The organism is Sinorhizobium sp. P24N7, from assembly GCF_042436655.1.
GTDB classification, from domain to species: domain Bacteria; phylum Pseudomonadota; class Alphaproteobacteria; order Rhizobiales; family Rhizobiaceae; genus Sinorhizobium; species Sinorhizobium meliloti_A.
This window is the reverse complement of sequence record NZ_JBHMIW010000005.1, coordinates 351,982-365,883: the sequence shown is the minus strand read 5'-3', so window position 1 is coordinate 365,883 and position 13,902 is coordinate 351,982. Positions and strand designations below refer to the sequence as shown.

Sequence of the window (13,902 nt, the reverse complement as noted above, 5' to 3'; positions counted from 1 at the left end):
TCAGTTGGTACCGAAAATGCCGGAGAAGGTTTTCAGGTCCGCCTCGGAGTTCTTCACGGCTTCGGCAGCATCGACCGGCAGCACCTTGATCGTCTCGCGCGCCGGGAAGCCCTCCGGCAAGGCCATGCCGTCGCGCGCCGGGATATAGCCCATTTTCACCGCCACTTGCTGGCCCTCCTCGGAGAGCAGGAAATCAACGAATTTCTTTGCTGTCTCCGGGTTTCTTGCGGTCTTCAGGATGGCGACCGGCTCGGTGACGGCGGAAACGCCCTCGGCCGGGAAGACGAATTCCACCGGCGCACCCTTGGCCTTCTCGCGGATGGCCATGAAATCGACCACCATGCCATACGCCTTCTCGCCGGTCGCGACCGCCTTCAATACGCCGCCATTGCCGCCGGCGGCCGTCGCGCCGTTTTCGGCGAGCGCCTTGTAATAGTCCCAGCCGAGCCCGTCGATGCCGGCAAGCGTCTGGGCATGGATCAGCGCCGCACCCGAGGTGAGCGGGCTCGGCATGGTGACCAGACCCTTGGCCTCGGGTTTCGCAAGATCCTGCCAGCCGGCCGGCTTCATCGAAGCGGAAGCGTTGTAGACGATGCCGGTCGTGATCATCTTCGTCGAATAATAGGCGCCCTCGGCATCGAAGAGCGAGGCGTCATAAGCCGCCGCTTCCGGAGATTTGTAGGGCATCAGATATCCCGTTTCCTTCAGCCGTTGCATCGTCACCGTGTCGGCGATCAGAAGCACGTCCGCCACCGGGTTCCCCGCTTCGATCTCCGCCATCAGCTTGGCCATTATCTTCGTCGTCCCGTCCCGCACCCACTCGACCTCGACACCCGGATTCGCGGCCTGAAACGCGTCCACCGTCGCCTGCGCGTCCTCGTTCGGCTGGCTGGTGTAAAGCACGAGGCTTTCCGCGAAAGCGGCAGTGGACAGGAGGCCGGCGACGAGCGCTGCGGCGACGGCAGGGAGAAGCGTTTTCATGAATTTGCCCTCGGTCGGAGAAAGATCGCGCCGAGGGATAGAGCGGGTGTTTTACAGGGATGTGACAGCGAAAAGCCGGAAAACCCTCAGCTCGTCGGCCGACCGGAGTATTCCACGAATGTTCTCGGACGATCTCTCTAAAATATTATTGGCGATTCAAATCAGCGGCTTGATCGTATTTTCGGGACGGGGTGAGTCCCTCGCACAATTAAATTCGGTTCATCCATTGCATATCTCGAAGCAGCGTTTATATATAGCTCATCGAAACTTGCTTGTGACCTTTGTCTACGCGCCGAAGCGCTTCGTCAGATTTCCTCTCAATATCGATCAAACCGGGCTGATATTCGTCCGGGAACTCTAGCGATTGAAAGGAAATCGTTATGAACTCAGGCACCGTAAAGTGGTTCAACAGCACCAAGGGCTTCGGCTTCATCCAGCCCGACGATGGCGCCACCGACGTATTCGTGCACGCCTCCGCCGTTGAACGCGCTGGAATGCGTTCGCTCGTAGAAGGCCAGAAGGTTACCTACGACATCGTCCGCGACAACAAGTCCGGCAAGAGCTCTGCAGACAATCTGCGGGCCGCATAAATTCGTCATTCGCCTCCGCTGACCACGGATGTACTGGCAGGGAGCGTTTGAATGACGGGGCGCCCCAGCGCGTCTGGTAAAGACGCGCGGCGCTCAAGAGGAGGTCGGGGTAACGCCCGGCCTTTTTTGCTTGTGCCGCCCCCGGGGTGGCACGGACGAAGGAGATGGCCATGGGCCGGAACACCTACAGCGTTGGCGACAGTGTCGTCCTGAGAGCCGATCTCACGCGCACGGCCGCTGCAGACCGGACCTGCCGCATCGTGTCCATCCTGCCCGCGGCCGAACATGGGGAAGCGCAATATCGGGTGCGGTTCGGAACGGAGAACTTCGAACGGCGAATCTTCGAACACGACATCGATCCTTCGGAAACGGCTTCGCCGGTCCAGGAACACGGCCAGACGGCATCGGTCGAAGGCAAGCCCTGGTTCAAACCCTTGAACATCAGGACGCCGAAATAAAGAACCCAATCAGCAATCCTATAAAAACGGAAAGGATATACTTTGCAGGTACTCGTCAGGGACAATAACATCGACCAGGCTCTTCGCGTTCTCAAGAAGAAGATGCAGCGTGAAGGCGTCTTCCGCGAAATGAAGATGCGCAGCGCCTACGAAAAACCGTCCGAAAAGCGCGTCCGCGAAAAAGCAGAAGCTGTCCGCCGCACCCGCAAGCTGGCGCGCAAGAAGCTTCAGCGCGAAGGTCTGCTGCCGTCGCCGAAGAAAGTAGCCCGCGCGCGCTGAGGCGCGCCCTGCGGCTGCACAGCAGCTACGGCGATCCTCGCACGTCTGATGAGCGCGCGGCGCTGTAGGCTGGTACCACTTTGCGACGCGCCCTTGCGCGTCGTTTTCATGCGTGAATTCGCTCGGTCCCCTCTGCGGCGTTTCCTTCGACCCTGCGATCACGGTTCCTGCGCCTTTGCATCCGCCAGACCCACAACGCGGCCGCGCAGATCGCAATTTCCGCCGCAAAGGTCCAGTGCAGTATGAAATTGAGGTACCAGGGCTCAAAGCGCGCCGGCACCTCGACGAGGTTGAAGCGGGTCCCCGAAAGGGAAGGAGCCAGCGGATGTCTGCGGCGATCGAATCGAGAAGAAGGTGCATCATCACGTTGGCGAGCGCGACCCAAACGAGAAACATAGAGTGCCGCTTCCCGGCAAGGGTCAGCGCCGCGGCCGTGAGCGCCGCAACCCCCAGCCAGAAAATCGGCAAATGGGTCCAGTAGTCGTGATGTGGCGTACGCCGGCCGTCTCCGAGGTAAAAATAAAGCAGATCCAAATCCGGAAGCACGGAGAAGATCAGCCCTACCGCGAGCGCGCGGGATCGGATGGTTTCATTCTTTCGAGCGATGCAATGGGTGAGAATGTAACCGGCGGGAAGATGGGCAATGAACATCGAGCGGGATCCTGGGCGGCTGCGTGCCGGATGCAGACCATCAGGGCATCCCGGCATTTTCATGGCAACCTCCGGTTAGGGTTATGAGGAATTTCCACCCTAAAGGGCACTGCAGAGAAGCCTGCTTTTCCCCTCCCGAATCCGCGCTATAGTCACTGGGGCCGGCCCAAGGACATGTCGCATGACACTCACCCTCTACGTTCATCCGCTTGCTTCCTTCTGTCACAAGGTGCTGATCGCGCTGTACGAAGCCGGCACGCCGTTCACCCCGCAGGTCGTGGATCTCGGAGACCCGGCGGAGCATGCTCGCTATCTGGAGGTCTGGCCCGTCGGCAAGATTCCCGTGCTGCACGACGCTGCACGCGACAGGACGGTGCCGGAAACCTCAGTGATCATCGAATATCTCGACCAGCATTACCCCGGTGAGCAGCCGCTGATACCGCACGACGACGCCCTGGCGCTCGAGGCGCGGCTCTGGGACCGCTTCTTCGACCTCTACGTCCAGGTCCCGATGCAGAAGATCGTGACCGATACGCTGCGCGCCTCCGGCGAGAACGACCGGCGCGGCGTCGCCGATGCGCAAGCGGCGCTGGCGAACGCGTATGACCTTGCCGAACGCCACTTCGACGACCGGCGCTTTGCGGTCGGGGAAAGCTTCTCGATCGCCGACTGCGCCGCCGCGCCCGCCCTCTTCTACGCCGGTATCGTGGCCCCGTTCGACGGCACCCATCCGAACCTCGGCGCCTATTTCGAGCGCCTGCTGGAGCGCCCCTCCTTCCAGCGCACCTTGGCCGAGGCGCGGCCTTACTTCCCGCTGTTTCCCTATAAGGACGCGATACCGACAAGATTCCTCTAACATCCTATAGGCGACCAACAACACAAGGAGCGAGACAATGGAATATCGTCGGCTCGGCCGCTCCGGGCTCAAGATCTCGACCATCACCATGGGTACGATGACGATCGGCGGTGGCGGAAAGTTCTCCCAGGTCGGCGATGTCGGTGTCGCGGATGCCCGCCGCTATGTCGACCTCTGCCTGGATGCGGGCGTCAATCTGATCGATACGGCGGACATCTATTCGACCGGCACCTGCGAGGAGATCATCGGCGAAGTTCTCGGAGGAAAGCGCAAGGACGGCGTGCTCATCGCCACCAAGGCGCGCTTCTCGATGGGCCCCGGCCCCAATGACGGAGGCCTGTCGCGCCATCACCTGGTCCACGCCTGCGAGGCGAGCCTGAAGCGTTTGAAGACCGACGTAATCGACCTTTACCAGGTTCATGAATGGGACGGTCAGACGCCGCTCGAGGAAACCATGGAAGCGCTCGATACGCTCGTGCGCCAGGGCAAGGTGCGCTACATCGGCTGCTCCAACTATTCCGGCTGGCACATCATGAAGGCACTCGGCATCAGTGCGCTCGAACACCGCCAGCGCTTCGTCAGCCAACAGATTCATTACACGCTCGAAGCGCGCGAGGCCGAGTACGAACTGGTCCCGATCTCCATCGATCAGGGTCTCGGCATCCTCGTCTGGAGCCCGCTGGCGGGCGGCTTTCTGTCAGGCAAGCACAGGCGCGGACACTCGCCGGAAGGCACCCGCCAGCTTGCCGGCTGGAACGAGCCGCCGATCCGCGACGAGGAACGGCTGTGGAAGATCGTCGACATGCTGGTGGCGATCGCCGCCGAGCGCAACGTGTCCCCGGCGCAGGTCGCGCTCGCCTGGCTTATCGGCCGAGATGCCGTCACCTCGGTGATCATCGGCGGGCGCACCGAGGAGCAGTTCCGCGACAATCTCGCCGCTGCCGGCCTGAAGCTCACCGACGAGGAACGCGAGCTCCTCGACGCCGTCAGCCTGCCGCCGGTCATCTATCCCTATTGGCATCAGCTCTGGACCGCCAAGGACCGCCTCGGCAAAGCCGATCTGTCGCTGCTCGGGCCGCATATTTGAGCGACGACAGCTCTTTATGAACCCGCGGCCGCCCCTCATCCGCCTGCCGGCACCTTCTCCCCGCTAGCGGGGCGAAGGAGACTCGCGGTAGCCGCTCGATATCTCTCCGCAACGGTTCATTGGAACTGAGTGCATGTCGCTTGTCCCTTCTCCCCGATTTGCGGGGAGAAGGTGCCGGCAGGCGGATGAGGGCGAAATCGCCAGCCTGCCGCGACTTCCACTCAGGCCGCCTGCGCGACCTCGCCGCGAATGAGATCGGCCAGCCGGCGGATGCCCTCGTCGATCATCCTGTCGTTGGCGCAGGAGAAGCTGAGCCGCAGGGTGTTTTCGCCGGACCCGTCGGCGAAAAAGGCGCGGCCGGGGACGAACGCCACCTTGGCCGTCTGGATCGACTTGGCCAGCAGCTCAGCGCCGTCGCTCCCCTTCGGCAGCGTTACCCAGATGAACATGCCGCCTTCGGGCTTCGTCCAGGTGACGCCGGCGGGCATGTATTTTTCGAGCGCCGACAGCATCGCGTCACGCCGCTGCCTGTAGGCCTTGTGGATTTTCGCCACCTGCGCCTCGAAGCCCCGCCCGGCGACGGTCGCGATCGCCATCTGGTTGATGGTGGAGGAGTGAAGGTCGGCTGCCTGCTTCATCAGCACCAGCTTGCGGATCACCGGTTCGGCGGCGCAGATCCAGCCGACGCGAAGGCCAGGCGCCAGCGTCTTCGAGAAGCTGCCGCAATAGATCGTGCGGGTGCTGTTTATGTCGCCTTTGCGGGCGATCTCAAGCGCAAGGATCGGCGGGATCGCCTCGCCGTCATAACGCAGCGACTGGTAGGCCGCATCCTCGATGATGGCGATGTCGAGCTCCTCGGCAAGTGCAAGGACGTGCTCGCGCCCGGCACGACCCACCGTCTCGCCGGTGGGGTTGGAAAAGTCGGCCGAGAGATAGGCGAACTTGACGCGCCCGCCCGCTTCCGCTGCAGCCTGGGCATAGGCTGCCGGCGTCCGGTTGCCGGCGGGGTTCAGCTGATCGTAATTGGGTTCATAGGCGTTGAAGGCCTGTAGCGCACCTAAATAGGTCGGCCAGGTGACGAGCGCCGTGTCTTTCGGCGACAGAAACAGCTTGCCGAGATAGTCGAGCCCCTGCTGCGACCCGGAGGTGATGAAGATGTTGTCGACGCTCGCCGGAATGCCAAGTGCCGCCATCTGCCCGGCGAGCCACTCGCGAAGCGGCCGATAGCCCTCGCTCACCGAATATTGCAGCGCAGCACCGACCGACGGCCCATCGAAAATCTCGACGTAAGCCTCCCTGAACGCATCATTCGGGAAAAGCTCAGGATCGGGAATTCCGCCCGCAAACGAAATGATGTCGGGACGATCAAGGAGCTTCAGCAATTCGCGGATTTCCGAAGCCTTCATCCGGCTCGAGCGCGTGGCGAAAATGCTTTCCCAATCCAGCATGGAGGTCCTCCCGGTTGCACCCGAGGGACATGAACACAGCGCAATATTTAAGTCAATATTCCTGACCTATTTTGCCTCAGCTGTCGCCTGCGCCGTTACGGGCAACCGTGCAGCTACAGACATTCCGATACGCTCGTTGGAAATGGGAGGCGTTGGGAAGGGCGGCGTACGGGATCGAAGCATACGGGACTCTGTCGCCGTCGGCACCGGCAGGCAACGATCGGCTAGCCGCTTCGGCTCGAAACGCCGAGGGCCGGACCGGGTAGGTTCCGGTCGGCAGGAGACGGCGAACGACTCCCGATACTCAGGCCTCACCCTCGTCGAAATAGCTGCAGATCAGAAGAAAAGAGATCCCAGCCAAGATAAGCAAATCGAAAAGAGCGAAGTGCTGTATGATCGTGGACATAGTGCTCCTCCTACCCACAAGGGTATCAGAACACAATTTCTGAATTTTTTGAAGAAAATTCTCCGGATGACTTCCGAAGGAGAACTCTATTCTTTAATTTTTATGCGGCGCAACATTTATACTGCGCCGCAAAAGCGAGCCGGAAGAGGCGTTTGTTTGAATCCGCCGTCTTGAATACCTATGCCGGCTGGACCGACTTCACGCTGCCGCTGCTGTCCACGATGCAGGTAAACTTGCGACCGGCGGCATCGAGGTCGACGCTGTAGCTCGTCGCATCGAGCTGTCGAGAACTCATCGGCAGGACCTTGGCGCCGCCGGCCTGGGCGACCACGGCATTGGCGCACAAGAGCTGCAGGTCGGCGGGGGCTGTCTGGAGGCTCGTGCGGGCCATTTCCTGAGGCTCCGGGGTCGATTGGCATGCGGCAAGAAGAAAGACCGCAGCCATCACAGACGCTTGAATTGGACGGCTTCCCGCTTTACTCGTCGACAAATCCACATCCTCCGGTCTTGGCCTATCGCCCGTATCTTCGCGCTCTCGCCCGTGCGGCCGCGTTTCGGCCGGTCACACGCCCTTGTAGAGAGCAGCCCCCTGCATCAGCACGATGACCTTCGCGCCCACGCTGACGCGCGAATGCAGGTCGATAATGTCATCATTGTTCATTCTTATGCACCCGGAGGAAACGTCCAGCCCGATCGTCCAGGGCTCCACCGTACCATGGATGCGGTAGATCGTATCGTTATCACCTTCGTAAAGGTAGAGCGCGCGAGCGCCTAGCGGATTGTCGGGCCCGCCCGGCATGCCGCCTGCCCATTTTGCCGCGTTCGGATCGCGCGCGACCATCTCGGCCGGCGGCGTCCAGGTCGGCCACTCGGCCGTGCGCCCTACCCGAACGATGCCCGCCCAGCCGAAACCTTCGCGGCCTACACCGATGCCGTAGCGGATCGCCTGACCGCCGGGCTGCACGAGATAGAGGAAATGCTGGTTGCCATCGATGATGATCGTGCCCGGAACTTCTGCCGTGCGGAACGGCACCATCTGCCGGCGAAAGGCCTCGGGAACCTGATTGTTTCGCGCGAAGTACTGTCGCGCTTTCCTCTTGTCGTAGTTCACCCATTTCTTCGTCTTGGAATCGTAGATCTGGGTTTGGGCAAGCGCTGCAAGCGGAACGAGGCAAAGACCGAGGAGAAGCAGCGCCTTGCCGAATTTACGCCGGCCTGCCTGTCTTTTCGAGAGCGTCTGGAGCATCGTCATTTCGCCCATCCGTCGATCCGTTCCGCGTGGCTTTCAACCCATTTCCTGGCGTAGTCCGCAGGCGCCTGCCGCTCGACTTCGAGCGCATAGCTCATCGCCGTCACTTCATCCGGCGAGAAATCTACCTTCTGAAGGAACTGCGCGACTTCCGGATGCTTCTTTGCGAAGGCCGTCGCATAGCCGATCTGAAATTGTCCGGCGTCCCAGGCCGTGGCGGCGCTCGATTTGCTGACCCATAGCGGGTCGTTCGGCGGCGCGATCTTCCATTTCGCCGGGTCGTGAGGCGGCTCCTCGAGCCGGGAGATCTGGTGCAGCTTGAAAACGTGGTGCGGAGCGTAGCAGTAGAAGACCATCGGGCGCGCGGTCGCGATCGCCGCGTCGACGGCCGCCATCGCCACTTCCTCCTTGGCCTCGACGAGCGTCAGGTTCGCCGCATAGCCGTAGCCCGCCGCCCGCGCCCGTTCGATGCCCGTCGAAAGCCATTCGGTGGCGCCGATCCACATTTCGCCGCGCCCGTCGCCGTCGGTATCCAGTATCTTGGTCTTGGCCGGATCGCCGAGATCCGCGACCGATTTGATCGTCGCAGCCGCTTCCGGCGTGGCGCAAAGCCCCTGCCATGCAGGCACCGCACGCTCGCTGAGCGTCACGACGCCTTTTTCGGTCACGAATTTGCGGACGAGTTCGTCGAAATTCGGCCGCCAAACCTCCGGCTGGATATCGACCTCGCCCTTTTCGAGGCCGATGAAGGCGGTCAGCGTCCCGAGTTCGCGCACCTCCGCCTCGAGGCTGAACTTCTTGGCGATGCCGAGCTTGAGAATGTTCGCGGCTGCCTGTCCGGATGGCCAGGGCGGCATCGCGATCACCAGATCCGCCGCCGCTGCCGGCGCAGCCACGGCCAACGCCAGCGCCGCCGCGCAAAGGAACTCCCGGCCTCTCCTCACAGTGCCCCCCCGAAAAGATTTATCTGAACGTCGTTCCTATGCGAATGCCTGCTGAGCTTTATCTTCCTTGGGGGCACAATGCACGGCTTGCCGAGTCCCGTCAACTTCCGGTTACACCGCATGCATTTCGCCGCTTAACCTATGCGAGCCGGTGCTCACCGTCCGGGACGGTGCGTGACCCACCGAAGTCCCGCCGCCACCGCAATTCCAAGCAGAGGCCATACCGCCCAGAATCTCCCCTCCCAGGAAAGGAGATTGACCGCAAGGACCGCAAATCCGGCTGCCCCGAGCAGGGCCAGTCCGCGGTCGAGCCGCGTGGACGTCCATAGGCCACCGAGCATCGCGATCAAGGCCAGCGCAAACAGGGGCCATCTGGCCCAGAACGTTCCCTCCCACGACAGCAGATTTATGGCGACGACCGCCGCTGCGGCTACGGCGAGAACGCCGAAAAGGCGACGGCCGGGCGCTGCGCGTCTTACGATCGTCGCTCGCCCTACCCCGGTCTCGGCGGCCGGGGTCCCGCGGTCCGGAAGTGCACCCGGCCTCCCCCAGTCGCGGCCCCGTTTTTGCGACACCGCGCCCTCGGCCGTTCCGATCTGGACCACATAACTCGGAACGCCCCCGTCGATGTTCTTGACCGTCAGCGCGCCAAGGAATTCGAAGCCGACGGCCAGCTTGTTGCGAACCTGATCATAGACGGTGCTCGAAATCACGATGCCGCCGGCCGGCGCCGAGGCTTGCAGGCGGGCCGCGATATTGACGCCGTCGCCGTAAAGGTCGTCGCCGTCAGCGATCACATCGCCGAGATTGAGGCCGATGCGATAATCCATCCGCGCCTCGCCTTGCCGCTCGGCATTCAGTCCGGCCAACTCGTTCTGAACGTCTATTGCCGCCCTCACCGCCTCCACCACGCTCGGAAACTCCGCGATCACCCCGTCGCCCCACGTATTGACCACCCGTCCTTCATGCGCCTCGATCAGGCGCGCCATGGCATCCCGGCTGCGCTTGAGAGCCTGAAGCGTTCCCTCCTCGTCTTTCCCCATCAGGCGCGAATAATCCTGCACGTCGGCGCAGAAAATGGTGGTCAGCTTACGGCGTGTTGGTGACATCGGATTTCGCCCTCGCTCGGAGGCTGGCCGAAGGCCCGCGCCTCGCAGGATAGCGACGCCGTCGCGATTCTCAATGCCGGACGCATCTGCGGCGCGTCACTGCGTGCTTAGAGCACTCCAGGAAAGTGTGTGACGGCTTTGCGTACGGGAGCACCGGCAGCTTGCGGCAAGGAACTGATCGGTCCCTCGGTGGTTTGGAGCCGTGTATCGCATGAAGCGACGAAACTGGAGGTTACAGATGTTGAGAAAAATGTTGGTTGCAGCCGCGATATCCGCCGCTTGCGTGTCCCCAGCCTTTGCTCAGGCCGATATGGTTTGCGACCAGGCAGGCATGACGAAGCTCGAGACTGACGTGGGCCAGATCACCGACACGGGTCGGAAGGAGATGGCGCAGAAGGAACTCGCCATGGCCAAGGAGGCACTGGCGGCGAACGATCAGGAAAAGTGCAAGTCCCATATGGCGAATGCCATGAAGGGTAAGGATCCGATGTAAGCCGCTGCATATGAAGAAGCCGGAGCGTGGGCTCCGGCTTCCCTTTTGTTCATTGCAGGCAGATCTTAGTTTTTCGCCTTGTCGACCAGCTTGTTCTTGCCGATCCAAGGCATCATCGCGCGCAGCTTCGCGCCGACTTCCTCGATCTGGTGAGAGTCGTTGACGCGACGGATACCCTTGAAGCGGGCGGCACCGGAGCGGTATTCCTGCATCCATTCCGAGGTGAACTTGCCGGTCTGGATGTCCTTGAGGACCCGCTTCATCTCGGCCTTGGTCTCTTCGGTGATGATGCGCGGTCCGGTGACGTATTCGCCCCACTCGGCCGTGTTCGAGATCGAGTAGTTCATGTTGGCGATGCCGCCTTCATAGATCAGGTCGACGATCAGCTTCACCTCGTGCAAGCACTCGAAATAGGCCATCTCCGGCGCATAACCGGCCTCGACCAGCGTCTCGAAACCGGCGCGGATGAGTTCGACCAGGCCGCCGCAGAGAACGACCTGTTCGCCGAAGAGATCGGTTTCGCACTCTTCCTTGAAGTTGGTCTCGATGATGCCCGAGCGGCCGCCGCCGACGCCGCAGGCGTAGGAGAGAGCGAGATCGAGGGCATTACCGGAAGCGTCCTGATGAACGGCGACCAGGCAGGGGACGCCGCCGCCCTTCTGGTATTCGCCGCGGACCGTATGACCCGGGCCCTTCGGCGCGATCATTACGACGTCGACCGAGGCCTTCGGCTCGATGAGGCCGAAGTGGACGTTCAGGCCGTGCGCAAAGGCGATTGCCGCGCCGTCGCGGATGTTTCCGGCGATCTCGGCCTTGTAGATGTCGGCCTGCAGCTCGTCCGGCGTCGCCATCATCATCAGGTCGGCCCAGGCGGCAGCTTCGGCAACCGTCATGACCTTGAAGCCGTCCGCTTCGGCCTTCTTTGCCGTGGCGGAACCCGACTTAAGCGCAATGGCGACGTTCTGCGCACCGGAATCCTTGAGGTTCAGCGCATGGGCGCGGCCCTGGCTGCCGTAGCCGATGATGGCGACCTTCTTCGACTTGATGAGGTTGAGATCGGCATCACGATCGTAATAGACGCGCATCGAATTTTCCTTCCCTTTGCTTGTCCGTTTCGCTTTGGCAGCCGCAGATACGGCCGCCCTACCTTTTCGCGCCGTAGAGCGTGAGAAAGGCGTCGACCGCCCGCTCCGCCCTGCGGCTGAAATCCTTCTTCAGGCTACCCGGCTCCTCGCCGAGAAGCATGCGCAAATGCCAGTCGGAGACGACGAGCCCGTAAAGAGCGCCATAGGCTTCGTCAGCGTTGTCGAAAGCCAGGAGACCGGCCTTGCGGCCCGCTTCGAGCAGCGCTCCCGCCCTGCGTCCGATCTGCCGGCGGCCGCGTTCCTGCAGCATGTGGCCGAGCTTCGAGCCTTCCCGGCTCGCCTGTCCGATCGCCAGCCGGTTGAGCGCCAGCGACACGTCGCCCGCCAGCACGTCGAGAAGGTCCTTGGCGAAAGCGACGAGATGCACCCTCAAGCTGCCCCCGTCCAGCTTTGCGGCGGAGACGTCGAGCGTGCGAACCTTGCTCGCCTGAAAGGCGATCATGGCCGAAAGGAGCCCTTCACGATCGCCGAACCACTTGTAGAGGCTCTCCTTGGAGCAGTTCGCAGCGCGCGCCACTCCCGCCGTCGTCAGCGCCTTTTCGCCCCCGTCGACGAGCAGGCGCAAAGCCTGTTCGAGCACCGCTCCCTGGCGCTCGGTCAGGCCGTTTGCGGCACCTGCCTCTCTTATCGCTCCGACGCTTTGCACTCGCTTCGCCCTATCAGTACCGTACGGTACGGTTCGTGAGGTTTCTAATTGTCCGATCCGGCGACGTCAAGCGGTTTTGGATATCGTTTCAAGGCAGCCCCGGACAAAAATGGGAGCAACCCACTGGCGGGACTCCGATTTCCGTGCCTGCGTCGCCCCCGCGCCCGCTTTACCGGTGCGCGCCTCTCTACATTACGAAAATATAATGATCTCAAAGCTTTTCGCTGATCGGGTTGATCTTTATGTTGAATGAAGATGCCTGGGATAGAGAAAAACGATGAGCAAGACAGCCAAGACGACGGACGAAGCGTCGCGTTCGACACCGTCGAACGTCACCGTCATCCCGGCTCCGGTGATGCCGCCACGCAAAAAGCGCCGTTCGCGCCGCCGCTGGATCTTTGCGCTCCTGGTGCTCGCTATCGTCGGCACGGGCTACTATGCCTGGAGCCGCCAGGGCGCGCAGCCGGCCACCACCATGATCACTCAGGCGGTCACGCGCGACGACATCGAAAAGAGCGTGACTGCCGTCGGCACGCTGGAGGCGGTCAAATCGGTCGATGCCGGCGCACAGGTCTCCGGCCAGTTGAAGTCGCTGCATGTCGGGATCGGCGACAAGGTCGAACAGAATCAGCTCATCGCCGAGATAGACCCCGCCTCCATCGAGAACAGGATCGAGATCGACGAGGCGGAACTGGCCAATCTTGAAGCGCAGCTCGTCTCGAAGAAGGCCCAGCTCGTATTGAAGCAGGCCAACATCGAGCGTCAACGCAATCTCGTCGCCACGAAAAGCGTTTCGCAATCGACGCTCGACCAGGCCGTCGCCGATCATGCGGCCGCTGGAGCGGATGTGCAGGCGATCGAGGCGCAGATCCGCAAGCAGAAGGCCACCCTTGCCGGGGACCGGGTCGATCTCGGCTATACCAAGATCTATGCTCCGATGGCCGGCACGATCGTCGACGATCCCGCCAAGGAGGGACAGACCCTCAACGCCAACCAGACGACGCCGACGATCGTGACCATCGCCGATCTTTCCACGATGACGGTCAAGGCGCAGGTCTCCGAAGCCGATGTCGGCAAGCTGAAGCTCGGCATGGATGCGTATTTCACCCTGCTCGGCCAGCCCGGAAAGCGCTTCACCGGCAAGTTGCGTCAGATCGAGCCGATGCCCGATACCGAGAACAACGTCGTCCTCTACTATGCCCTGTTCGATGTCCCCAATCCCACGGGCGAATTGATGATGTCGATGAGCGCGCAGGTCTTCTTTGTCCAGGCGGCGGCCAAGAATGTGCTGGTCGTCCCGAGCACGGCACTCCGCACCATGGAGGCGGCGGCCTCCGACGGGCCCGCAAGAGCGGAAGTGACCGTCGTCGCGCCGTCCGGTGCGAGGCAGACGCGCACCGTCGAGGTCGGTGTCCGCAACCGGGTGAGCGCCGAAATCGTCCGCGGGCTGGAGGAAGGTGAGAAAGTCGTCGTCGACGCTGCCTCCGCCACGAACGGCAACCGCGGTCCCAATACCAACCGGCGCGGCATGCGCATGCCGCCGATGTTCTGAGCACGCCG

15 protein-coding genes and 1 pseudogene are annotated in these 13,902 nt (G+C 62.1%); 7 read left to right on the top strand and 9 right to left on the bottom strand.

Annotation, left to right across the window (positions count from 1 at the left end; translation table 11 throughout):
• Entirely contained in the window at positions 1 to 981 is a 981-nt protein-coding gene (locus ACFHWW_RS11255) for an ABC transporter substrate-binding protein (protein WP_275597716.1), read from the bottom strand.
• Positions 982 to 1,361: 380 nt separating this feature from the next.
• Between ACFHWW_RS11255 and ACFHWW_RS11250 the strand changes: the two genes are divergently transcribed.
• The 3 genes from ACFHWW_RS11250 to rpsU all read left to right on the top strand — a co-directional run bounded on the left by ACFHWW_RS11250 (position 1,362) and on the right by rpsU (position 2,308).
• Positions 1,362 to 1,571, top strand: a complete 210-nt coding sequence (locus ACFHWW_RS11250) for a cold-shock protein (RefSeq protein WP_018095341.1) — start codon at positions 1,362 to 1,364, stop codon at positions 1,569 to 1,571.
• A gap of 170 nt (positions 1,572 to 1,741) precedes the next feature.
• A complete protein-coding gene (locus ACFHWW_RS11245; protein ID WP_100674880.1) occupies positions 1,742 to 2,029 on the top strand; it encodes a cold-shock protein in 288 nt (95 codons plus the stop codon).
• A 42-nt stretch (positions 2,030 to 2,071) separates the two neighbouring features.
• On the top strand, positions 2,072 to 2,308 hold the full coding sequence (gene rpsU / locus ACFHWW_RS11240; protein ID WP_003537123.1) for a 30S ribosomal protein S21: 237 nt from the start codon (positions 2,072 to 2,074) through the stop codon (positions 2,306 to 2,308).
• 360 nt (positions 2,309 to 2,668) lie between these two features.
• Here rpsU and ACFHWW_RS11235 read toward each other — a convergent pair.
• Positions 2,669 to 2,959: pseudogene (locus tag ACFHWW_RS11235) on the bottom strand (metal-dependent hydrolase); the annotation flags it as partial.
• A gap of 181 nt (positions 2,960 to 3,140) precedes the next feature.
• Here ACFHWW_RS11235 and ACFHWW_RS11230 point away from each other — a divergent pair.
• On the top strand, positions 3,141 to 3,815 hold the full coding sequence (locus tag ACFHWW_RS11230; RefSeq protein ID WP_379938217.1) for a glutathione S-transferase family protein: 675 nt from the start codon (positions 3,141 to 3,143) through the stop codon (positions 3,813 to 3,815).
• A gap of 37 nt (positions 3,816 to 3,852) precedes the next feature.
• Positions 3,853 to 4,902: an aldo/keto reductase gene (locus ACFHWW_RS11225; RefSeq protein ID WP_379938216.1), complete on the top strand. Its 1,050-nt coding sequence runs from the start codon at positions 3,853 to 3,855 to the stop codon at positions 4,900 to 4,902.
• A 221-nt stretch (positions 4,903 to 5,123) separates the two neighbouring features.
• Here ACFHWW_RS11225 and ACFHWW_RS11220 read toward each other — a convergent pair whose 3' ends face one another.
• The 5 genes from ACFHWW_RS11220 to ACFHWW_RS11200 form a co-directional block, all read right to left on the bottom strand.
• Positions 5,124 to 6,350: a PLP-dependent aminotransferase family protein gene (locus tag ACFHWW_RS11220; protein ID WP_379938215.1), complete on the bottom strand. Its 1,227-nt coding sequence runs from the start codon at positions 6,348 to 6,350 to the stop codon at positions 5,124 to 5,126.
• Positions 6,351 to 6,934: 584 nt separating this feature from the next.
• Positions 6,935 to 7,201: a hypothetical protein gene (locus tag ACFHWW_RS11215; RefSeq protein ID WP_234819379.1), complete on the bottom strand. Its 267-nt coding sequence runs from the start codon at positions 7,199 to 7,201 to the stop codon at positions 6,935 to 6,937.
• Between the two features lie 117 nt (positions 7,202 to 7,318).
• Complete coding sequence (locus ACFHWW_RS11210) at positions 7,319 to 8,017, bottom strand: L,D-transpeptidase (RefSeq protein ID WP_100675116.1); 699 nt, start codon at positions 8,015 to 8,017, stop codon at positions 7,319 to 7,321.
• On the bottom strand, positions 8,005 to 8,949 hold the full coding sequence (locus ACFHWW_RS11205) for a glycine betaine ABC transporter substrate-binding protein (protein ID WP_324761959.1): 945 nt from the start codon (positions 8,947 to 8,949) through the stop codon (positions 8,005 to 8,007). Before ACFHWW_RS11205 ends, ACFHWW_RS11210 begins: the two co-directional genes overlap by 13 nt.
• A 155-nt stretch (positions 8,950 to 9,104) precedes the next feature.
• Positions 9,105 to 10,058: an adenylate/guanylate cyclase domain-containing protein gene (locus ACFHWW_RS11200; protein ID WP_379938214.1), complete on the bottom strand. Its 954-nt coding sequence runs from the start codon at positions 10,056 to 10,058 to the stop codon at positions 9,105 to 9,107.
• Positions 10,059 to 10,296: 238 nt separating this feature from the next.
• Here ACFHWW_RS11200 and ACFHWW_RS11195 point away from each other — a divergent pair, with 238 nt between their 5' ends.
• Positions 10,297 to 10,551 carry a hypothetical protein gene (locus tag ACFHWW_RS11195; protein ID WP_018095352.1) on the top strand — a complete coding sequence of 85 codons (255 nt, stop codon included), beginning with the start codon at positions 10,297 to 10,299 and terminating at the stop codon, positions 10,549 to 10,551.
• 65 nt (positions 10,552 to 10,616) lie between these two features.
• On the opposite strand, the gene ilvC is transcribed toward ACFHWW_RS11195, so the two are convergent.
• Both ilvC and ACFHWW_RS11185 read right to left on the bottom strand, forming a co-directional pair.
• On the bottom strand, positions 10,617 to 11,636 hold the full coding sequence (gene ilvC, locus ACFHWW_RS11190; RefSeq protein ID WP_018095353.1) for a ketol-acid reductoisomerase: 1,020 nt from the start codon (positions 11,634 to 11,636) through the stop codon (positions 10,617 to 10,619).
• Positions 11,637 to 11,694: 58 nt separating this feature from the next.
• Positions 11,695 to 12,342 (bottom strand): TetR/AcrR family transcriptional regulator C-terminal domain-containing protein, encoded by a 648-nt coding sequence (locus tag ACFHWW_RS11185; protein WP_018095354.1) that lies wholly within the window; start codon positions 12,340 to 12,342, stop codon positions 11,695 to 11,697.
• Positions 12,343 to 12,619: 277 nt separating this feature from the next.
• Here ACFHWW_RS11185 and macA point away from each other — a divergent pair, with 277 nt between their 5' ends.
• Positions 12,620 to 13,894: a macrolide transporter subunit MacA gene (macA, locus tag ACFHWW_RS11180; RefSeq protein WP_379938213.1), complete on the top strand. Its 1,275-nt coding sequence runs from the start codon at positions 12,620 to 12,622 to the stop codon at positions 13,892 to 13,894.
• Positions 13,895 to 13,902 lie beyond the last annotated feature (8 nt).

What these genes read in the sequence shown, in the direction of transcription:
- ilvC (WP_018095353.1), bottom strand. Translation starts at nt 11,636, where the DNA reads ATGCGCGTCTATTACGATCGTGATGCCGATCTCAACCTCATCAAGTCG.
- macA (WP_379938213.1), top strand. Translation starts at nt 12,620, where the DNA reads ATGAGCAAGACAGCCAAGACGACGGACGAAGCGTCGCGTTCGACACCG.
- ACFHWW_RS11215 (WP_234819379.1), bottom strand. Translation starts at nt 7,201, where the DNA reads ATGGCTGCGGTCTTTCTTCTTGCCGCATGCCAATCGACCCCGGAGCCT.
- ACFHWW_RS11255 (WP_275597716.1), bottom strand. Translation starts at nt 981, where the DNA reads ATGAAAACGCTTCTCCCTGCCGTCGCCGCAGCGCTCGTCGCCGGCCTC.
- ACFHWW_RS11220 (WP_379938215.1), bottom strand. Translation starts at nt 6,350, where the DNA reads ATGCTGGATTGGGAAAGCATTTTCGCCACGCGCTCGAGCCGGATGAAG.
- ACFHWW_RS11210 (WP_100675116.1), bottom strand. Translation starts at nt 8,017, where the DNA reads ATGGGCGAAATGACGATGCTCCAGACGCTCTCGAAAAGACAGGCAGGC.
- ACFHWW_RS11245 (WP_100674880.1), top strand. Translation starts at nt 1,742, where the DNA reads ATGGGCCGGAACACCTACAGCGTTGGCGACAGTGTCGTCCTGAGAGCC.
- ACFHWW_RS11195 (WP_018095352.1), top strand. Translation starts at nt 10,297, where the DNA reads ATGTTGAGAAAAATGTTGGTTGCAGCCGCGATATCCGCCGCTTGCGTG.
- ACFHWW_RS11250 (WP_018095341.1), top strand. Translation starts at nt 1,362, where the DNA reads ATGAACTCAGGCACCGTAAAGTGGTTCAACAGCACCAAGGGCTTCGGC.
- ACFHWW_RS11230 (WP_379938217.1), top strand. Translation starts at nt 3,141, where the DNA reads ATGACACTCACCCTCTACGTTCATCCGCTTGCTTCCTTCTGTCACAAG.
- ACFHWW_RS11225 (WP_379938216.1), top strand. Translation starts at nt 3,853, where the DNA reads ATGGAATATCGTCGGCTCGGCCGCTCCGGGCTCAAGATCTCGACCATC.
- ACFHWW_RS11200 (WP_379938214.1), bottom strand. Translation starts at nt 10,058, where the DNA reads ATGTCACCAACACGCCGTAAGCTGACCACCATTTTCTGCGCCGACGTG.